This window comes from Thermodiscus maritimus (assembly GCF_055382595.1).
On the sequence record NZ_AP042434.1, the window covers coordinates 971,403 to 990,344 of the forward strand.

Annotated in this window: 26 protein-coding genes; 7 read left to right on the forward strand and 19 right to left on the reverse strand. The window is 55.0% G+C overall.

Annotated elements, in window-relative coordinates; translation table 11 throughout:
- Window positions 1–36: 36 nt before the first annotated feature.
- The 7 genes from pfdA to ACZ47H_RS05305 form a co-directional block, all read right to left on the reverse strand.
- Window positions 37–513, reverse strand: coding sequence for a prefoldin subunit alpha (gene pfdA / locus ACZ47H_RS05275; protein WP_464932649.1), 477 nt, complete (start codon window positions 511–513; stop codon window positions 37–39).
- Complete coding sequence (gene rpl18a, locus ACZ47H_RS05280) at window positions 513–776, reverse strand: 50S ribosomal protein L18Ae (protein WP_464932650.1); 264 nt, start codon at window positions 774–776, stop codon at window positions 513–515. The genes pfdA and rpl18a overlap by 1 nt, the downstream gene beginning before the upstream one ends.
- Window positions 776–1,462 carry a translation initiation factor IF-6 gene (locus tag ACZ47H_RS05285; protein ID WP_464932651.1) on the reverse strand — a complete coding sequence of 229 codons (687 nt, stop codon included), beginning with the start codon at window positions 1,460–1,462 and terminating at the stop codon, window positions 776–778. The genes rpl18a and ACZ47H_RS05285 overlap by 1 nt, the downstream gene beginning before the upstream one ends.
- Window positions 1,463–1,537: 75 nt before the next feature.
- On the reverse strand, window positions 1,538–1,876 hold the full coding sequence (locus ACZ47H_RS05290; protein ID WP_464932652.1) for a 50S ribosomal protein L31e: 339 nt from the start codon (window positions 1,874–1,876) through the stop codon (window positions 1,538–1,540).
- Between the two features lie 13 nt (window positions 1,877–1,889).
- Entirely contained in the window at window positions 1,890–2,045 is a 156-nt protein-coding gene (locus tag ACZ47H_RS05295; RefSeq protein WP_464932653.1) for a 50S ribosomal protein L39e, read from the reverse strand.
- Between the two features lie 10 nt (window positions 2,046–2,055).
- Window positions 2,056–2,394 (reverse strand): DNA-binding protein, encoded by a 339-nt coding sequence (locus ACZ47H_RS05300; protein ID WP_464933954.1) that lies wholly within the window; start codon window positions 2,392–2,394, stop codon window positions 2,056–2,058.
- A gap of 75 nt (window positions 2,395–2,469) precedes the next feature.
- The gene (locus ACZ47H_RS05305; RefSeq protein ID WP_464932654.1) at window positions 2,470–2,928 is read right to left on the reverse strand and encodes a 30S ribosomal protein S19e; all 459 of its coding nucleotides are present in this window, start codon (window positions 2,926–2,928) and stop codon (window positions 2,470–2,472) included.
- Between the two features lie 216 nt (window positions 2,929–3,144).
- On the opposite strand from ACZ47H_RS05305, the gene ACZ47H_RS05310 reads away from it, so the two are divergent.
- The 3 genes from ACZ47H_RS05310 to ACZ47H_RS05320 all read left to right on the forward strand — a co-directional run bounded on the left by ACZ47H_RS05310 (window position 3,145) and on the right by ACZ47H_RS05320 (window position 4,732).
- Window positions 3,145–4,086, forward strand: a complete 942-nt coding sequence (locus ACZ47H_RS05310) for a hypothetical protein (protein WP_464932655.1) — start codon at window positions 3,145–3,147, stop codon at window positions 4,084–4,086.
- Between the two features lie 62 nt (window positions 4,087–4,148).
- Window positions 4,149–4,448, forward strand: a complete 300-nt coding sequence (locus ACZ47H_RS05315) for an ArsR/SmtB family transcription factor (protein ID WP_464932656.1) — start codon at window positions 4,149–4,151, stop codon at window positions 4,446–4,448.
- A gap of 2 nt (window positions 4,449–4,450) precedes the next feature.
- A complete protein-coding gene (locus tag ACZ47H_RS05320) occupies window positions 4,451–4,732 on the forward strand; it encodes a hypothetical protein (RefSeq protein WP_464932657.1) in 282 nt (93 codons plus the stop codon).
- 133 nt (window positions 4,733–4,865) lie between these two features.
- Here the strand turns inward: ACZ47H_RS05320 and ACZ47H_RS05325 are convergent, their stop codons facing one another.
- The 7 genes from ACZ47H_RS05325 to ACZ47H_RS05355 form a co-directional block, all read right to left on the reverse strand.
- Entirely contained in the window at window positions 4,866–5,144 is a 279-nt protein-coding gene (locus ACZ47H_RS05325; RefSeq protein ID WP_464932658.1) for a YhbY family RNA-binding protein, read from the reverse strand.
- A complete protein-coding gene (locus ACZ47H_RS05330; RefSeq protein ID WP_464932659.1) occupies window positions 5,032–5,472 on the reverse strand; it encodes a ribonuclease P protein component 4 in 441 nt (146 codons plus the stop codon). The genes ACZ47H_RS05325 and ACZ47H_RS05330 overlap by 113 nt, the downstream gene beginning before the upstream one ends.
- Window positions 5,450–7,291, reverse strand: coding sequence for an ATP-dependent DNA ligase (locus ACZ47H_RS05335; RefSeq protein WP_464932660.1), 1,842 nt, complete (start codon window positions 7,289–7,291; stop codon window positions 5,450–5,452). Before ACZ47H_RS05335 ends, ACZ47H_RS05330 begins: the two co-directional genes overlap by 23 nt.
- A gap of 148 nt (window positions 7,292–7,439) precedes the next feature.
- A complete protein-coding gene (locus tag ACZ47H_RS05340) occupies window positions 7,440–7,937 on the reverse strand; it encodes a hypothetical protein (protein WP_464932661.1) in 498 nt (165 codons plus the stop codon).
- Window positions 7,938–8,019: 82 nt separating this feature from the next.
- Window positions 8,020–8,409 (reverse strand): Trm112 family protein, encoded by a 390-nt coding sequence (locus tag ACZ47H_RS05345; RefSeq protein WP_464932662.1) that lies wholly within the window; start codon window positions 8,407–8,409, stop codon window positions 8,020–8,022.
- 4 nt (window positions 8,410–8,413) lie between these two features.
- On the reverse strand, window positions 8,414–9,787 hold the full coding sequence (glmM, locus tag ACZ47H_RS05350) for a phosphoglucosamine mutase (RefSeq protein WP_464932663.1): 1,374 nt from the start codon (window positions 9,785–9,787) through the stop codon (window positions 8,414–8,416).
- 3 nt (window positions 9,788–9,790) lie between these two features.
- The gene (locus ACZ47H_RS05355; RefSeq protein ID WP_464932664.1) at window positions 9,791–10,714 is read right to left on the reverse strand and encodes a hypothetical protein; all 924 of its coding nucleotides are present in this window, start codon (window positions 10,712–10,714) and stop codon (window positions 9,791–9,793) included.
- A gap of 86 nt (window positions 10,715–10,800) precedes the next feature.
- Between ACZ47H_RS05355 and rnhB the strand changes: the two genes are divergently transcribed.
- Genes rnhB through ACZ47H_RS05375 form a run of 4 tightly spaced genes read left to right on the forward strand, consistent with a single transcriptional unit; the run spans window position 10,801 to window position 14,086 of the window.
- A complete protein-coding gene (rnhB, locus tag ACZ47H_RS05360; protein WP_464932665.1) occupies window positions 10,801–11,487 on the forward strand; it encodes a ribonuclease HII in 687 nt (228 codons plus the stop codon).
- Between the two features lie 25 nt (window positions 11,488–11,512).
- The gene (locus ACZ47H_RS05365; RefSeq protein WP_464932666.1) at window positions 11,513–12,577 is read left to right on the forward strand and encodes a tRNA (guanine-N1)-methyltransferase; all 1,065 of its coding nucleotides are present in this window, start codon (window positions 11,513–11,515) and stop codon (window positions 12,575–12,577) included.
- Window positions 12,549–13,421 carry an MBL fold metallo-hydrolase gene (locus tag ACZ47H_RS05370; protein WP_464932667.1) on the forward strand — a complete coding sequence of 291 codons (873 nt, stop codon included), beginning with the start codon at window positions 12,549–12,551 and terminating at the stop codon, window positions 13,419–13,421. Before ACZ47H_RS05365 ends, ACZ47H_RS05370 begins: the two co-directional genes overlap by 29 nt.
- Complete coding sequence (locus ACZ47H_RS05375; RefSeq protein WP_464932668.1) at window positions 13,409–14,086, forward strand: 16S rRNA methyltransferase; 678 nt, start codon at window positions 13,409–13,411, stop codon at window positions 14,084–14,086. The genes ACZ47H_RS05370 and ACZ47H_RS05375 overlap by 13 nt, the downstream gene beginning before the upstream one ends.
- A 6-nt stretch (window positions 14,087–14,092) precedes the next feature.
- Here the strand turns inward: ACZ47H_RS05375 and ACZ47H_RS05380 are convergent, their stop codons facing one another.
- Genes ACZ47H_RS05380 through prpB form a run of 5 tightly spaced genes read right to left on the reverse strand, consistent with a single transcriptional unit; the run spans window position 14,093 to window position 18,925 of the window.
- On the reverse strand, window positions 14,093–14,809 hold the full coding sequence (locus tag ACZ47H_RS05380; protein WP_464932669.1) for a 50S ribosomal protein L2: 717 nt from the start codon (window positions 14,807–14,809) through the stop codon (window positions 14,093–14,095).
- A 35-nt stretch (window positions 14,810–14,844) separates the two neighbouring features.
- On the reverse strand, window positions 14,845–16,308 hold the full coding sequence (locus tag ACZ47H_RS05385) for a helicase HerA domain-containing protein (RefSeq protein ID WP_464932670.1): 1,464 nt from the start codon (window positions 16,306–16,308) through the stop codon (window positions 14,845–14,847).
- Between the two features lie 19 nt (window positions 16,309–16,327).
- A complete protein-coding gene (locus ACZ47H_RS05390) occupies window positions 16,328–17,704 on the reverse strand; it encodes a hypothetical protein (RefSeq protein ID WP_464932671.1) in 1,377 nt (458 codons plus the stop codon).
- Window positions 17,705–17,710: 6 nt separating this feature from the next.
- The gene (gene cedA1 / locus ACZ47H_RS05395) at window positions 17,711–17,959 is read right to left on the reverse strand and encodes a DNA import protein CedA1 (RefSeq protein WP_464932672.1); all 249 of its coding nucleotides are present in this window, start codon (window positions 17,957–17,959) and stop codon (window positions 17,711–17,713) included.
- A 57-nt stretch (window positions 17,960–18,016) separates the two neighbouring features.
- Entirely contained in the window at window positions 18,017–18,925 is a 909-nt protein-coding gene (gene prpB / locus ACZ47H_RS05400; protein WP_464933955.1) for a methylisocitrate lyase, read from the reverse strand.
- Window positions 18,926–18,942 lie beyond the last annotated feature (17 nt).

Below are 18,942 nucleotides of genomic sequence, written 5' to 3' on the forward strand. Positions count from 1 at the left end.
GTGTTGTTTAAGATGGTCTTGGGCTAGAAGGGTGGATTACTTCGCCTGTGTAGCTTGCCCCCCGCCCCGCTGTGCCTGGGCGGCGAGAGCTAATTGCTGTAGGAGTGACTGTATGGCTTCATATTGTCTCCTAGCATCTTCAAGCTTCTCAGATACCAGCTTGATCTCCTTGTCTACGCCCTCCACCTTCTCCTTTATCTTCTCGAGGGCCTTGTCTTTGTCCAGGTAGGCGTAGACATCTAATCCTAGGTGTACTAGGAACTTGCCCCTATCGTGTGGAACAGCCTTGTAGAACGCCACACCCTGAGGGTCCGCTGGGGCCAGCAGGGGCTCCTCCGCCGCTGAGACCGCCTCTATAGTCTCGCTTGCCCTAATAAGGCTCTCCTTCCTAGCGTTCAAATCGACTATCAGGCTCTGCAAGTTCTCTATAACCTGTGCCAGCTCCTGAGCCTGCGCCAGTAGAGCGTTCGGGTCTACTACCACCTGCTGTGGCTTCTTTTCCTCCCTCGACACTAGGGTTTCACCCACTTTGTTAGCATGGAGAGGCGGACTATGGAGAGGTCGTCTACCTCCTCTATGCTAACCTCCTTAACCTCCTTTATCCTTATATGATAGCGCTTCAGCTTGTGCCTTCCTCCAAGATCGCTGTAAACCTTCTCCAACGCATGCTCTGGCTTAACCGCTCTAACATATACCGTGAACTTCCTCCACTCGGGGAACCTGTCGTGGGACAGCATCATCTCCCCTGATACCCTGTATATCTTAACCTCGGACACTACTCTCCACCTCCCAGCGCCATCTGGATCCTGGCTATTTCGGGGCCACTAGTCTCCTCTCCTACTATGGCCCCCCGCGAGTTAGCCGCCAATCCTGTTCTCACGAATGCAACGCCAAAATTAACCGTTCCGGTCAGAATGGGGACCCCGAATATCTCTGAGAGGAAGCGGACCTCCTCCTCAGTTGCGTCGGGGTGGACTAGCCCGCCTCTGTCAGTCACTGCGACGACGCTGCCGACCGTTGATACTCCTGCAATAGCCCTCTGATACACCTCTACGTCTAAGACATCCCTGATGATCTTTATAGCATCCTTCTCAAGCTCGGGGTAGACGAGCGCTGCACGTGAATTCGCCGCTATAAGGTTCCCCACAGCGTTATTCCTAGACGGGAGGACCTCCACGATCACACCGTCGCCGAGAATCCTCTTGAGAGCCCGGAGCTCGTCGTCCTCGATATTTGATGGAACGAGCAAACCCTTATTATTCCCCCCGGCGAGTACCCCTACGAGCCTGGTCCCTGCTATCGTCGTCTCAATAGGCTCTAGCTTAAGCACCTCTCCTATGATCTCCTTCCTCTCTGGCTCGATCCCTTTGGGTACGAGAACGTAGGAGTCGGTCGCTACAATATATACTCCGACGTTCGAGTTCCCCATTATGCTGAGTGCCTGAACCTCGAACTTCGCCATGACATAGCACCACGCTACCCATTGATACAGAGTACTTGAGGAGGATGTAAAAGCCGTTGTTCGATCCCACTACACCTATTGCTTAGCGGTTAGCTCGACCTTGCCCGGCTTGAACTTCTTTGGCGCCAGGTATACTTTGGCCTCCTTGATCTTCTCCTCTTCCTCCTCACCCGTCTTCTCAATGACCTTTACCAGCACCGAGATCCTCCTAGGCGGCTTCTCCCTTCCCCTGCTCCAGATGTAATTGTTGACCTCGTCCATTATCAATACCCTGTCCGCTTTAGTATGCCTCTGGATCAGCTTCCTCAGCAGGCGGACAGCCCTATCAGCCCTATTGGTCCTCCTCCCCCAGTATACGCGGGAGAGATTTACATTGTATACGCGGGCCTCGATCAGCCTCTCCTTATCAGCCACCCGAATCCACCCCCTACTTCTTCAGCTTGTTAATCCTCCAGTTCCTCCTTGCAGGGTTGAAGGTTACCCTCCTCATAGTCTTAATTATAACCCATGCAGGTATAGCACGGTTTACTTTGAGAGCCCTCGCAAGCCTCAGCTTCCTCGCATGCGGCTTGTTCCTCGCCATCCCGCTACACCTACTTGCGCTCAAAGCGTATCCTGAACTCTCGCCTGCCATGGGAGTCTAGTCGGAGTAATAAAGCCTTCAACTGCTCATCGCTCACCGGCGGTATGAGCTGGCCGGCCTGGACTAATTGTATAACAAGGTTCTCAGCGGCCTCCGCAAGCTCTGGCTTGACAAGTCTAATATTGGCCAGCCTCTCCCGGGCCTTATCCGTTAGTATCCTCCTAAGAAGAGCCTCCTTCTTAGCCCTCAGCTCGGCTTCTATAGCCTTCCTCCTCTCCTCCTCTTCCAGCTGCCGCTGCAGTTCTAGTAGCTTTCTCCTCCTTATCTCTTCCAGATCCTTATCATCCATACTCAATAGTATCCACCCAGCCTAACAAGTGGTAGTTTTCAGGGTTTTATAAGAAGGGTATCAGCTAAAGTGAGGCTATAGGTAGATTTCGAGATCCTTCCTCTCCTTGACGAGCTCCTCCATTATCTCCTTAGCCGTCTTGTCTAGAAGGCTCCTACCAGCCGGTGACAGAGTCCTACCCTTCCCGGGGACCTTCACCACTAGCCCGGCATTCTCGAGCTGCTGCAGGATCTTCCTAGCAACACTACCAGACGCCTTCCTGAAGTGTTCCGGAGCGGAGCCCCTGTTCTGCCTCCCGCCATAAATGGTCCTAAAGGTCTCTATGCCTATGGGTTCCCCGCTCTTATACATCTTCCTCATCATGGAGGCAGCCCTAACATACCACCAGTCAGGGTCCTCAGGAGGCTTCTCCTTGTGCACGCCAGTCTTCGCGAAGTACGCCCATACTGGGGGCTTGATCTGCTCGTACTTCTTGAGCTTCTCAGCCACCCTACGGATCAGCATGTCCGCGGGTACTTCCAGCGCGTTGACCATCGCTTACTCCACCCACTCCACTTACCTGTTACCGCGGACGGCCACCATTAAAAATACTATTTCCCTCATACGCCAGCACAGAGGGATCCCCGTCGAGGCAACCCGATTTGAGGGTTCTTACAAATTGCATGCAAATCAGACACAATTAGTAGAAATCTTTGAAAAAATATTATATAATAAGAAACGACTACACTAACCATGAGGTGAAAGAGCCAGATGCAAGGGAATTCAAGCATCGCGACCCTAATAGCCGCCCTGATAGTGGGGCTAGTAGTGGGGGCCGCAATAGGCTACGTGGCTCACACCCCAAGCACACCCAGTACTACGACTACAACCACAACCAGCGGCTATGGCTATGGATACACCTACACAAGCGCCGCAGAGACCACCAGCTCAAACACCCAAACCAGCACAGGAGCAGCAGCACAGGCAGAGTACGACGTGCAGCTAGCCTATAGTGAAAAGTATGGCTTATACCTAGTCGACTCTGAGGGTAGAACACTCTACTTCTTCGCGAAAGACTACAATGGCAGCAGCTCCTGCTATGGTACCTGCGCAGAGCACTGGCCCATATTCTACGTGGAGAACCCCAAGATAGCGCCCGGCCTAAACCCGGACGACTTCGGAGTAGTAGTAAGAAAGGATGGGAGCAAGGAGCTAACCTACAAGGGCTGGCCACTATACTACTTTGCAGGCGACATGAAGCCCGGCGACATAAACGGGGACGGTATTAAAGGCGTATGGTTCATTGCGAAACCCGACTACACAGTGCTAGTAGCCGTGAAGCCGGATCTAGGCGCCTACCTGGTAGACTCGGAGGGCAAGACCCTATACGTGTTCGCCAAAGATGTGAACGGTACCAGCAACTGCTACGGACAGTGCGCTATGAAGTGGCCGCCATTCACGCCCAACAGCCTCGTAGTACCATCAACCCTTAACCTAACCGACTTCAGCTTCACGAAGAGGAGCGATGGAACAATACAACTAGCCTACAAGGGATACCCGCTATACTACTGGATAAACGATATGAATAGGGGGGACACGACAGGCCACGGAGTCAAGAACGTGTGGAGCGTGGCCTTCATCGGTGGAGCCACGTTCAACTTCAACCAATCAACCACGACTACTACGACTACGAGTTCGGGACCCTCATACTAGTCCACCCCGGGGAAGACAAATAATGCCCGCCCACACTATTTCTACCACACTGGAGTATGGTATTGGTAGAACGCAGAGAGATCAGGCTGATTCTCAAGTGGCTGCTAGAGGGGAGCAGGGGAGGCAGGCTCAGGTCGAAAATATTATTATTACTCAGGGAGAAGCCAATGAACCCTAACCAGCTGGCTAGAGAGCTTAACGTAAACTACAGGAGCATAACACACCACTTAAAGGTGTTGGAAGAGCACGGGCTGGTAGAGAGGCTTGGAAGGGGTTATGGGAGCCCCTACGTGCTAACAAGGATCGCGGAGGAGGTATGGGAGGACATACTGGATTCCGCGAAGAGAGTAGAGGGTGAATAGAAATGATGTCGTATTGGAGCATATTATACGGTCTCACAATAATCGAGGCGGTGCTAGTAGCATGGCTCCTAGCCATGGTGTGGGGGGCTAGGAAGGTAGGGCCTGTGGGGGCGAGGCTAGCAGGTATAGCCCTCGTCTTCATAGCCCAAACAGGGCTATCCCTTTGGGCTTACATTGAATGGAGGGCCATGGGCTATGGCCGTGACGTCGCAGGCCCCCTACTAGTCGAACACCTGCTAATACTCACTGGCATCGCCCTACTAGTAGATATTGTTCGGAGGTAGGGTGGGGGGATACAAGCCTACCAATTCCTCCCAGGCAAAGGACACTCCAGGAAGACCAGAGCCTACTACCCGGCAGGTGGATTTAACATCATATTCCTGGAGATTATTGTTAAGGACTGGGCAATGGTGGTCTTCACTTCTTCCTAGGCCTGTATAAGATGAAGGACCGCCCTCTTACCCCCATCAGGCGGGCTCCCAGCCTCTCTGCGACTTCCCTAGCCGCTTCCCTGCGCTCCTTCCCAGGCCCGACAGCGGTGCGGAGCATCTTGACCTTGACTACCTCTTTCTTTTCAAGCCTCCTATCTATCTCCTCTAGCACCTCGCTTGTTATCCCCTTCTTTCCTATCAGCACGTCTGCTTGCCCGTGGTGCGCCCTCTTCACTCTCTCCTTTAACCTCTCCAAACCCTGCACCCCTCTTGTAGGGTCTCCTGTGGATCCAACCGCACCTCTCACACCTAATTACTATGTATGATAATCTCCCCTGGCTCCTGAGCCTGTATGTTGCTGTTAATCCTGGGATAAGTGGTATGTTGCAGTTCTTGCAGAGCCCCCTCTTGATGCTTCTCGGCAACCTTACTCCTGTTGACTCTGAAAGCTCCCGTATGAGTGAGCCTAGCCTCGCCGCGTAGTCTAGGCTTCCCTTCCTAGCCTCCTCTACAGCGTGCTCGTATAGTATTCTAGCCCTCTGCCATACTAGGTCTCTCAGTATCCTCTTCTTACGGCTTGGCTTCCTCCTCAATCTTCCTCAGCTGCCTCCTATACATCTCGTAGAGCTCGTCCTCCGTGGTTGCATCCTCGGGGGCCTTATCATCTCTCCACCTAATGAACCTCGGGAACCTTATGGATATCCCGACTCCCGGTCTAACCCTGCCTAGGCAGCAGGTGTGCATTGGAGATAGCGTGAGCTCTGCCCCCAGTATCTCGGCAACTATCTTTGGCTCTATCCACACGTCGGGCTCTATCCTAGAGTCGACCCTCGGGTGCTTGTGTGGTATTATGAGGGGCTTGAGCATATCCTGCATCCTGTCCAGCTCTTCATCTGTGAAGCCAGTTGCAACCTTGCATACGGTCTTGAACGTGTCCGTCTTCGGACTATAGGCGGCCATCAGGAGGCTGCTCAATTTACCGCCGCGCTTACCCCTCCCATAGAATGCTCCAACCACTACCAGGTCCACTGTGTCCGTCATCTCGCTCTTGTAGTCCTTCTTCAGCTTAACCCAGAGCCACCCCCTTACTCCAGCCCTGTAGATGCTCTGATCGTGGACAGCCTTCACCATCACCCCTTCTGCTCCATCTTCTATAGCTTTCAGGAAGAAGTTCCAGAGTTCCTCGGGGTCGCTCGTCATTATCGAGGTTGCTAGAGTGAATGTATCATTCCTCTCTATTATCTCCTCCAGGTTCCTCCTCCTTTCGAGGAGGGGCTTCACTGTAAGGTCCTCTCCGTCCCTCAGCATTATGTCGAAGAGGAAGACTGCGACTGGGACCTCCTTCATTATCTTGTGTATATCGTACTTCCTCTTCCTCTGCATGAGCTCCTGGAAGGGTCTCAGCTCGAGGGTTTCCGGGTCTATTGCTACAATCTCCCCCTCTATAATGGCCTCGTCAGCTTTGACCTGCTTCTTAACCATCTCAACCACGTCGGGGTACATTGATGTTATGTTCTCAAGCCTTCTAGAGAATATGTAGATGGTATCTCCCTTCTTGTGGATCTGGCCCCTCTCACCGTCATACTTGTACTCGACGAGCGCCCTCCCACCAACCTTCCGGAGGATTTCCGCGGGGTCCCTCCCCCTCTCTGCGAGCATGGGCCTGATAGGCGTGCCTACCGCCGGCTTGATCTCCCTAAGGGCTTCAACTCCCTTCTCTACGACTAGGCGTGCTATGAGGCCCAGGTCTGCCCGGAGGTTGTAGGCTCTCTCGATGATCTCCCTCGCATGGGCTCCCCCGCCGAACGCTGTTGCTAGAGCATCTAGGACTGTCGCGTCCCCAATACCTACCCTCAACCTCCCCTCCACAAACCTTACAATGTAGCGGGCCTCGATGGGCTCCGCGTCGGCTAGTAGGCCTGCGAGGATCCTAAGCTTGAGGTCCCTGCTCCCCTCACCCTGGGCGTTCGCGATCTTATAGAGGCTCTCGTAGACCCTTGAGACGGTGAGCTTGGTCTCGCCGGCCTCCTCCATAAAGGCTAGAAGGCCCTGACCCGCCCCCTTCATCCTCGCGCGATACTCGCTGCAGAGGCTCTCAGCAACCCTGCCGAGGTCTCCCATCTCCTTATAGAGCCTCGTCACCTTATCCTCCTGCACCTTGTAGGCTAGCGCTATAGCTATGATCAGGAGTTTCTCGCCGACTCCCAGCTCTGGTATATCCTTCCATTCGGGACCTAGCTTTCCCTGGATAAGGTAGACTATCTTGTCTATTACTTCTGGGGGTGTTTGCCGGAAGAGTTTAACCAGTAGGAGGGTTAGCTGGGTCCTCGAGGTTATCCTTTCCATGGAATCGAAGGTTTGAGCCACGATCTTGAACTCGAGATCGGCCAATAGGGTCCCCCTCGAAATCATGTTACAGAGGAGAGCCTATAAGCAGGAGTCTCCCTGGAGAATGGGGTTTCCTTTATACCCCTGGCGCCGCACAGCTACTTACCGGCTGTGAGGAGACCCGGCAAGTCCGTTAGTGGTAAGGGATGCGGTGGAGTGGAGATCCGAGCCGCTATTCTTTCTCTCTAGCCTTATAGATATCCCATGCCAGCTCTGCGATGTACTTTAGGGCGGCTTTGCTCTTGATCATGCTCGAGATCCCCTCGATATTCACTATCATAACTTCCTTGACTCCCCCAGTCGCCTTCTCCTTTATAATGAGTCTTGCCTGATCCTCCTCACCGATACCCTCCCTGGACTGCCTCGCCCTGATCTCCTCCACCGTCTCCTCCAGGTATTCTTTGAGGTCGCCGACGATAACCATGTCAAACTCTGGAACGAGCCTCACGTAGTCTTCTCCAACATAGAGGCGGGCGATCCGCTTCCTGCCAGCCTTGACCTCCTCAACCTTCTCGTCGGGAGAGAGCCTACCGCCACCAGACTGTTCATAGTGTGCAAGTATGCTCTTGAGAACCCTCAGCTCAGACTCTAGTTCCTCGATCCTCTGCTTAATCCAGGATATGACCTCCTCCTTGCTCATGTATTGTTCCTTCTCGTCAGCATAGCTCACCTATAACCCCCATGTAATTTTTCTGGCTAGTTGGGTTGAACCTGGGTGGTCCTCTGTGATACTCGCGTGATACCATATTGGATCAGGGGTTGGATCCCACTGGGGGGATCTTCATCATTCCCCTCACGTTAGCCGGTATCTTGTCAAGGTATTCCTCGAGGAACCTCTTGTAGATCTTCTCATCCCTGTACTCGTCGTCCAACATTACTGCTATCGTGTCTATTATAGGATACCATCTCCCGCAGTCCCTGCATACTATGACTCCCGTCTTGATCCTCTTCCTCGCGCACTCCCTGCATACTTCTAGGGGGACTTCACTGGCATTCTTGTTCTTATAGTGGCACCACCGCTTGCACTTCACCTTCTCAACCGGTATACTCGTGTCCTCCTCGACCTCCTCTATCACGTGTAGGTAGAGGTTTGTGCTCTTACACACGGGGCAGGCCAGAATGTCCATTACGAAGTATTTCATCTTGCTAACCCTCCACTCCGCATTCCTTCCTAATAACCTCCCTTACCTCGGATAGTATTTTTTCAGCCTCCTCCCTGCTGCCGGCCTCCAGCATTATCCTTAGAACAGGCTCCGTCCCGCTCGGCCTGACAAGGATCCAGTAGCCGTCGCCGAAGACTTTCACCCCGTCTATAGTTACCTGGCGCAGGCTTGAGTAGTACTTCTTCACCGCCTCCACCGCGCAGGCCGCCTGCTCTCGGGTCGCCGGTATCTTGGTTTTCAATGGATAGTATGATGGGAGCTCGCCTAGTATCTTGGATAAGGGTCCCTCCTCATCCACTAAGTGGAGTAGGAGGGCCGCTTTCATCGCTCCATCCCTCACTATCTGGTGGGGGACGTGCATGTAGCCTCCATTCTCCTCGAAACCCGATATGGCTCCGCCGTCCCTCTTTATCATCCTGGATATCACGACGCTCCCCACAGGAGTCCATACAACCTCTATTCCCTTGGGGCGCAGGTACTCCTCAACCGCTATGCTGCTGGATACTCCAGTGTATACTCTCCTGGGGAGGCCCTTCCAGTAGCGGGCAGCGTATGCTGAGAGCACTGCCCCAGTCCTATCGCCCCATACCACCGTGCCCTCGTCGTCTATAGCGATGGCCCTATCTGCGTCCCCGTCGTGGCCTACACCGTAGGAGGCCCCTATACTCTTCACTAGCCTAGCCGCCTCCCTCAGGGTTTCGGGGGTCGGCTCGGGCTCTCTACCGGGGAAGAGGGGGTCTAGGTTGCAGTTGAGCGTTCTAACCCTAGCCCCCAGCTCGCGGAGCACTCTTGGTGTTGCGAGGGACCCTACGCTGTTGGCGCAGTCTACTACGACGGTGTGCTCCCTCCTTACACCTGGGAGTGGTTTGAGCGATTCCAGCACCCCATTCACGTAAACATCAATTGCCTCCTCGACTACTCTTGGATCGCTGGTATAGGAGCGCCATGGGAGGCCGCGGCCGGGGCCCTTAAAGTAGTACTCCTCAATAACCCTCTCGTCCTCCCTCGGGACCTCGATCCCGTCGGAGGCGATGACCTTAACCCCATTATACTGTGGAGGATTATGGCTGGCAGTGATCATCACGCCGCCATCGTAGGGTCCAACCTTAACATTATACTGTAAGCCTGGCGTGGGGATGTAGCCGGCATCGTATACCTTCACGCCCTCTGCTAGGAGGCCCGCGATTACAGCCGACTTTATCATAGAGCCTCCAACCCTTACATCCCTACCTATAAGGATCCTGGCTCCCTTGCCGAAGTAGGCTCCAATAGCCCTCCCCAGCCTGAGAGCGAGCTCGGGGGTTAGGGTCTCGCCAACAACGCCTCTAACCCCGTCAGTCCCGAAGAGTCTACCCACTAGTCATCCCTCCACCACGTGAGAGAATGCTATACTAACTATTTCACTTAATGTCCTCTTAGCATCATCAATAGTTTTAAGGAGGGTCTCCTTGTCGAGCCTCACCACGAACTTGTCGGTGACCAGAAGGGTCTCACCCTCAATGGGATCTATTATGTCGAAGGGCCTCACCTTGAACCCGGAGCCAGCCGCTTCAACTTCGCTGGAGGTATAGGGCGCTACTAGACCGCTCCACGGGTGTATAATGTAGACTCTCACTCCCTGCTTCCACGCTATCCGCATAACGGGCTCTACTCCGTAGTCTGTGACTATCATGGCATCGCTAGTCGCAGCGTAGCAAGGTATAATCACGGCGTTGGACCGTCGAATGGCCCATAATTTCAAGTCATCCCTAACAGCCATCGCGTTTATACCATTCTTCAGCATCCTCTCGCTGAAAAGGAGCCCGTGCTTCAAAGGCTCCCCAACAGATATCCGGACGTAGCTTAGCTTGCTCCTCGCGTTAACTACTACCCTCTCTAGCATCCTCCCCCCGACGGGAAGGTATAGCTCCGAGTCGGGGAGGAGCTCTGTTGAAAGCGACCTGGCCTGCATCTCCAGGCTCTCGATGTCGCCTCTCTCGATTATATCTAGTATCCTCTTCATTAGCCTAGCATAGCTTCTCTTATCGAGCCGGTCAAGGTAGCCGTAATCGAGCATTATTGTTGCCAGCAAGCCTGCCATAGAGATCATGGAGTTGAAGGCGAACATCTTTGCAATATCCGTGATCTCGCCTAAATCGCGCAGTAGGTTTCCTGGACCCCTCTCCGCCATGTACTCGAACAGCTTCCGCCTCAGGTATAATCCCAGCTCGAAGGGGTCATATGTTATATACTCCTCTAAGTACTTGCTGGCGGAGTCTAAGAGGCTTGAGCGCCCGAATATCAAGACCTTCCTCCATAGACTACTGGAAAGGTCATAGTCCCTATATTATTACTATTCGGTGGAGAATCCTCTATGAGGGACCCTCAACAGTGGCGGAGTGGCTCGTAGGCGCGGACGAGGCTGGCAGGGGGAGCCTTGTAGGAGAGATGATAGTCGCAGTCGCAGCCGTGAAGGAGGAGTGCGCCGAAGAGTTATGGGAGATGGGGGTGAAGGATAGCAAGCAGCTCACTCCCGAGTCTAGGGCGAGGCTCTACCACGACCTCACCAGGATGGACTGCGTGGTGTTCTCAGTCCACCCAGTCCCACCCAGCGAGATAGATAGGAGGAGCCTGACGATCCTAACAGAGGAGGCTATAGCGGCGGCTTACTCGAGGATCGCTGGAAGGATCGAACAGTCCACGGTGAAGAGGTTCACAGTAGACAAGTACGGTAGGCCGGTGAAGCTCAGGATATACCTTAGGAAGATCGGATATAGAGGGCCAATCATAGTGGAGGAGAAGGCTGACCAGAACTATATCGAGGTCGCCGCTGCGAGCATAATAGCGAAGCACGTGAGGGACGCCAGGATAAGAGTTCTCTCCAGCCTCTATGGTGTCAAGGGCAGCGGGTACCCTAGTGACCCCCGCACTGTCGAGTGGGTTAAGAGTGTCATAGCGGGTGGAGGGAAGCCCCCTATAATACGGTACTCGTGGGGGACCCTCGAGGGAACCGGGCTAAGGGTTAAGAAGGACAAGGCGAGAGAGGAGCACCGTATAACCCTCGACGACTTCCTATAGGATCGGCTCCCCCCGGGGATACGTGTTGCATGTCAAGAGGCCTCTACCACGACCCACATCACCCCGAGAGGCGTTGGCCCGCCTCCTCTCAGAGAAGGGTATAAGCGAGGTCTGCGTCCCCCGGCCTGTTAATAGGAGGAGGCTTAGAGAGCAGGGCCTCCAGGAGATAGCCGTGTACATGCTTGTAGAGGAAGCGGGCATATGCAGGGCTATGGGAGGACTCTACTGTAAGACTCTCACCACGGATATGGGAGTCGAGATAGGAGTCCCCAGCAGGGAGGGGAGGAGCTTCAGCTACCAGGTCTCAAAGAGGTGTACCACCCCAGTATTGTCCTGGCAGAACCTCTACGAGATGCTTCCCAACCCTCCCCTCCCAGCCTTCGTGGTAGACTTGAGCAGGAGGTCTATGCACACAGAGGAGGAGCTGAGATCGCTTAAGGTCCAGCTGGCCCTCTCCCTCAGCGTCGTGAGGCGTTATCTCTGGGACCCCCACCTCATACTCTCGGGGGCCGATGAGGGTGTTAGGCCTTGGCTCTCCGACATGGTTGGAGACGCCAAGATGATAATTAGCGGGGAGAAGCCGGGGAAGATCCTGTGGAATATGAGGGCTGACAAGGTCATTATCCTAAGGCCCGACGCAGAGAAGCCCCTTCGGAGGGAGGAGGTTCTAGAGGCCGACGCCTTCCTACTGGGTGGTATAGTAGATAAGATCCCCCGTCCGGGGGTGAGCAGGTTCCTCGACGCCAGCGTTCCATGGGGGGTTGCGAGAAGGATAGAGCTTCGGGGGTCCCTTGTGGGCGTACCCGATAGGCTGAACAGGATTATCGAGATAATACTCAGGGTCATCTTCGAGGACGCCGGCATCGAGGAAGCGGTGCTGGCCTCTATGACCAGGAGGGATGTGAGGAGGAGGCTACACGTCGAAATAATGAGGGCGTCCCGTGGAGGGAGGGTCCCTCTAGACAGGGATCATTATGAGTCGCTCCGCAGGTGGCTCCCTATTGACTGCAGGGAGTACGTTGAGGTGGCTGAGAAGGCTGGTGTCAGGCTAGGGTGGGATTGTGAGGGTCAGGATAATAGCGGCGGATAGTATGGGGGTTCGAAGCCTCGCCACGGTGGTAGAGGTAGGGGGCCTAGTCATAGGTATAGACTTGGGCGCCAGCCTCGCCCCTCGGAGATATGGTCTCCCGCCGCACGAGGTAGAGTATAAGAAGCTGGAGGAGGCTCTCGAGAAGGCTGAATACTGGCTCATGCAGAGCCACGTTGTTGTGATCACACACTACCACTACGATCACTACATGAGGGATAAGCCGGAGCTGTACAAGGGGAAGCTCCTCCTAGTGAAGGATCCCAGGCATAACATTAACAGGAGCCAGGCTATTCGGAGCTATGTCTTCCTAAAGAAGAACGGGGTCGAGGGGGAGGCCGATGTGAAACCGGCTGACGGCGGGGTCTTCGAGGTCGAGGGGGTTAGGCTAGAGTTCTCCCCTGCAGTGTGGCATGGGGAGCCTGGGACCAAGGTTGGTAGGGTCCTCATGCTCCGAGTCGTGAGCGACGAGGGTGTTGTGATCTATACTAGCGATGTGCAGGGACCCGGCGACCCGGAGGCCCTAGAAGTGCTTAAGGCTTGGAGCAATCCTAGGCCGGACCTCGTAGTCCTGGGCGGGCCTCCAACGTACTTCGCAGGATTCAAGGTGCCTGTCCGGGCGGTTGAGGCTGGACTCGAGAATATGCTGAGGGTAATATTGGAGGTGAGGCCCAGGAAGCTAGTAGTAGACCACCACCTCCTCCGAGACCTCAATTATAGGGATAAGATAAGGGCGCACCTCGAGGCTGCAGAGGAGTCAGGGGTAGAACTCTTGACCGCCGCGGAGTATATGGGGGAGCCTATAAACCAGCTGGAGGCTAGGAGGCGCGAGCTTTGGGGCCGTTAGCCTTCATACTCCTCGAGTCCCCCCTGGAGAGGGTCCCTAGGGAGATCTGGAGCCACCCCCAAGTAGTCCGCTCGGCGAGGAGGTACGGTGTCCGCCCGGGGGATATGCTTCTAGATAAGAGCCTCCACTATAACGCCATGGCCTCCCTAGCCGAGAAGTGGAGGAGGGGGAGGCCCGACATAGTTCATACGAGCCTCCTAGTCCTCCTCGACACGCCTCTAGCCGCGAGGGGTCTCCTCGAGGTATACGTTCACGTCTATGACGGGAGAGTCTTCAAGGTGGAGGCAGACACGAGGATCCCGAAGAACTACGAGCGCTTCAGGGGCCTCATGTCCCAGCTCCTAGAGGTTGGAAGGGTACCCCCTGAGGGGAGGCCCCTCATCTACGAGACCCACGGGTCCCTAGAGGAGTTTGTTAGGGATAAGGGGGGACTCATCCTCCTCTGGGAGAGGGGTAGGCCCTCTACGCCAGAGGCTGTGGTTGTTAGGGGCCTATACACGGGGCTACCGCTGGGGATAGGAGCCTTCCCCAGGGGTGACTTCAAGAGGTCTACGATCCGCCTGGCTAGGGAGAGGTATAGGATACTTGGAGGGACCCCCCTGAAGGCTTGGGGGGTTGCCGGTAGGCTCCTGTATGCGGCTGAAAGACTATTTGAAATGCTGTAGGGAGGACTACCTCTTCCTCCTCCCAGTCCTCCTCGCAGCGATGTGGCCGACCTTTCTCCCGGGCGGAGCCTCCCTCGCCACGGTAGACGGGCGGCCCTTGTGCTGGTGGCTTCCGCCGCCGAACGGGTGGTTTACAGCGTTCATTGCAACTCCCCTCACCCGTGGCCACTTGCGAGCCTTTACCTTCCACTTGTGGTAGGCGTTTCCAGCCTTCATGAGCGGCTTCTCAATCCTCCCGGCTCCAGCTGGTATCCCTATGGTGACCCTGGACTCGTTGGGGATATCCTTCTCCTTACCGCTTGGGAGCCTTATTCTTGTCTTGCCCCCTGCTCTTCCAAGTATGAGGGCGTAGCTTCCAGCCTGCCTTGCAAGCTTCCCTCCATCGCCTGGCACGATCTCTACGTTGAAGACCATTGTTCCCTCGGGTACGCTGCCTATAGGCAGTATGTTGCCGGGCTCTGGCTTGGCTCCGGGCCCGATCTCTATTATCTTGCCAACGTATACTCCTTCAGCGGCGGGGGTTAGGAACTCCCTCCCATCCTCGGTTACAACCCTTGCTAGGGGCACGTACCTCCCAGGATCGTGGACTAGCTCCACTATCTTGCCCTTCAGGGTCTTACTCGTTAGGGGCGGGTACCTTGCGGGACCCGGGTGTATGTGCCCGGGGCTACGGTATGTTGGCGTGCCCCTTCCAGCCCTCTGCTGCCTTAGCCTTTTACCCAATTCAGCCCACTCCCCTTTTCCGGTCCTGTGAATAGCTAGCTCCTTGCCCTTTTAATGTATTCGTGGAAGCCGAATACCCTAGCCTCGACTGGGGGGAGGTCTTTCACCTTAATGTAGGCTGAGCCTACTGGAAGCTCTAGTAGCCTCCTTGTATCGTCTAAGCCTAGCCTCCTCGCCGCCTCAGTGTAGCTCCTCGTATAGCCTCCGAATACTATGAGGGTCCCTGTATTGTTTAGGACGGGGTCTGGCAGGTCTGTGGGGCTCTGGGTGGCGTAGACTATGTGGAGTCCCCTGCTCCTCCCCTCTCTCAGGGCCCACACCATGTGCCTTGCTCCCCCGATGGAGAGCCTCCAGGCCTCGTCAATCACGAGGACTGCTCTCCCGGGTAGGGGGCCCTCGCTTGCCTCGACTGCTAGGCTGGAGAGTATCATTGATGCCGCCAGGTCTCGGTCCTCGTTGGGGAGGTGTTCTAGATCGTATAGGGTGAAGCCCCTTTTGACTACGCTGCCCATGCAGGGTGTTATACTGCTGTTCCTGTGCTCTGATAGCATCTCTTCTATGATTTCTCCAACAGCTCCCTCGAGCCTCGGCAGGGGTATGCAGTCGCCTTCCCTAAGCTTGATCGTCTTAGATGCGTGTCCCCTCAGCATTCTCGCCAGGTCTCCTTTAGGATCGACTGCCACCACGGCGTAGGGGTCCATTCGGGAGTCGCTCATAGAGGCTAGTTGTAGTGTTAGTCCTACTAGGAGTACAGTCTTCCCCCTGCCAGTGGGGCCGAATACGCCTATATGGGTCTCAAAGTCCCTTGGCCAGTCAAGTATTACGAGGCGTCCATCCGCGTCTCTACCTACAACTACTCCCGGCGCCTCTATGCTCCCTGCGAACATGGATGGGGGAGCTTCAACCACTATATTTGATGCAGTCGAGGGTAGGAGTGCCTCTACTATTGACTCTCCCGTCCTCTCCAGCTTTACTCCAGCCTCAGCCTCCACCATGGACTTGAAGGCCTCAGCCCTGGCTCTAGCCGCCTGGTCCCCCTTTGGAGCCCACACAATCACTAGGAGCCTGTGCACGTACGGGGTGTGGGTTCGTGCGACTTCACCGTATAATCTCCTGAGGAACCTTATCCTCTCCTGGTACCTCACGTGCCTGGTGGCCTGGTAGCCGAACTGGGCCTTGCTTATCTGGTCTTCGAGGTATGATAGGAGCCTACCCTTGTCGACCTTGAAGAGCGTGGTTGCATATGTAACATTAACCCTTACACTCCTGGCTAGATTAGTAAGCCTCTCCCCCAGCCTACCAGACTCGTCTCTCACCGGATCCTCGCTGTAGTATACTATAGGCTCATAGCTCTTCCCATCGAATACTACCTCGCCATCCCGGTCTCCCGGAGCCATCTTTGCGATAGCCACCCTGAAACCGTTGGAGCCCCGAGTGTTCCTGGCTATCAGTATGAGGCTCGCCGCCGCCATCCCGCCCAGTATTGCCTCGAACAGCATGGGGACCCACCCTGGACAGTCATATTCTTACAGGGATTCTGTCTCTTCCACCTAGGGCTCTAGAGAGGCCGAAGGTGATGGAGAAGAGCGTGAATACGTAAATCATTGGGACGGTTGCATAATAGAGGAGTATCGAAGCTAGGAGGTTTGCATCGGCAAAGGCACTTATGCCGCCTGCCACCTCGAGGTAGTCGATCGTTCTACCTAGAGATGGCCGTACTCTCCCACAGTCCTCCATGTTAACCGTTACATTGTAGTCTCCGTCCGCGGCGGCGGTGAGCCTGTACTCTCTTCCAGATATGCCTCTCCACTCCCAGCTCCCTTCATTAACAGTCATCACGCCAGTGTGGGTTATGTTTACACTGCAGGAGCTGGGATAGCGGATTGCAAGGTATTCCCCCTTCTCCATGTTTAGGGTTATGGTTTTGGTATCGTTACCCCCTGTTAGTCCTGTAATGGATGAGTTCGTGTAGGCTATTGCATAGTCTCCCAGCCACTCCATGTAGGTGGTCCTTAATACTATACTCCATAATCCATCATGGGAGGAGTAGTCTTCTGGCCTGGCAGGGTATGGCTTGAGGTTCACCCTAACCCCGTCTACTTCTAGAGTATAGTAGGCTGGCACCCTGCTGGGCACGGGTATATTCATTCCGTAGTCCGTATCGTAGGCTTTTCCCGCTACTACTGTATAGTTGGCTGTGATATCCGAGTCGCCCGCCTTGAGGTAGAGGATTCCTCCCCCAATTCCAGCTTGATAGCCTTCAACCCTTACCTGGGCGAATGCGAGCCCCATCTCCTCCAGCCCGGAGGGGTCTGGGCCTCCGGGCTGCTCTGCTATAGATGAGAGGAAGCTTGGCATTACTTGGAGGCCGACGTTGAATACTAGTATGAATGATAGGAGCCAGGCCCCTGCACCCCTGGATATCCGGAAGGGGACAGATATCAACGCTACCCCTATAGCTGCTAGCGCCTTCCCGAAATCCTGGACTATGTAGGTTATCGCCCCTATCCAGCCGGCTACAAAGAGGCCAACGTCAACCACCCTGTCAAGGGGCCTGAGGACTACTCTTACAGCGTCACCAAAAGGTAGCTGGCCAGTTATGGACTCAACAATGAATATGAACGCCTTCATGCTCAGGAGGCTCCCTAGGCTCTCCCGGTACCAGGTATAGAAGAGTGGCCACGAGCCCCCTAAGAGGCGGGCTATATAGTCGCTCGCCTCGAGGAGGGAGTAGAAGGCTATCGAGAGCCCCGCGGCTAGTATTGAGTCCGCTAGGAGGCGGGGCGCCCACCTCTTCAGCGGAGGCCATGGTATTGGTAGGGCGTACAGCAGTACGCCTAGGTAGAAGGTGAACATTGCTATCTTGTAGGCGGCTAGGAGGTAGTCTGCCTCCAACCCCAATCAACCCGTCAATATGTGAATAATATATGTTATTAGACTGAATATTGTGCTGCCGAGGGCAAGCCATAGGGCAGCCCATATCGAGTCCTCTATGAATCCCGACCCCGCCCTCTTCAGCCTGCTTAGAGGTATTGGGGCCCCTCTCAGGGTCCAGCCTATGCTCCAGGTTAGGAGGAATAATGCCCAGGCTAGCAGCGAGACCTTCTGGGTAGCATCCTGGATGAACTGCAGTAAATCCTCGACTGCCACTTCTACCCCGGAGGTAATGGGGAGCGTGTAATAAATGGTGGAGGGAGGTGTCCGGCTCTACTCAACACTCTCATCGGAGACGTCTACGCTTCTAAACCTCCTTACCAGTTCTTCAGCCCTCTCTGCTATCTTGGAGTCCCTCTCCTCGTACGTCTTGTAACCTATGAGCTCGTAGAACTCCCACCGCGTCATCATCCTGTCTAGCAGGCTCTTCTGCGTCCCCTCCCTCTTCAGAACCTCTAGCGCCTCCCTGACAGCCCCCATAGCATACCTGAATGTGGTGACTGGGAATATGACGATCTTATATCCTGCCTCCCTGAACTGGTCCACCGTCAAGTAGGGGGTCTTCCCGAACTCTGTCATATTAGCTAGCAGCGGGACTCCTGGAAGGGCCTTAGCGAACGCCTTGAACTCTTCGAGGCTGCGGAGGGCTTCCGGGAATATCACGTCGGCTCCAGCCTCAACGTATAGCTTAGCCCTCTCCACGGCGGCCTCTAAGCCCTCGACTGCGCGGGCATCGGTCCTCGCGATAATCACGGTGTTCTTCTTCCTAGCCTCCACAGCGGCTATAATCTTCTTCACCATCTCCTCCGGGGGGATAAGCTTCTTGCCAGACAGGTGCCCACACTTCTTAGGGAGGACCTGGTCTTCTATCTGTATCGCTGCGGCACCTGCGGCTTCCAATTCTCTCACGGTCCTCTGAACGTTTATCACTTCACCAAAGCCTGTGTCGGCGTCTACTATTACGGGTATTGATATGACTCTTGATATGTAGGATGTGAACATTGAGAGCTCCGTGAGGGTTATGATTCCTAGGTTTGGCATAGCAAGGCTCCCGGTGAGAGCTGCCCCGGAGAGGTATACTGCTTGAAAGCCCATCCTCTCAGCAAGGAGGGCTACCGCTGGATTGAATACTCCCGGGGCGACTATGATATCGTTCTCCTTAAGGAGCCTCCTGAGCGCCATGCCCGGGTCGTTGAGGG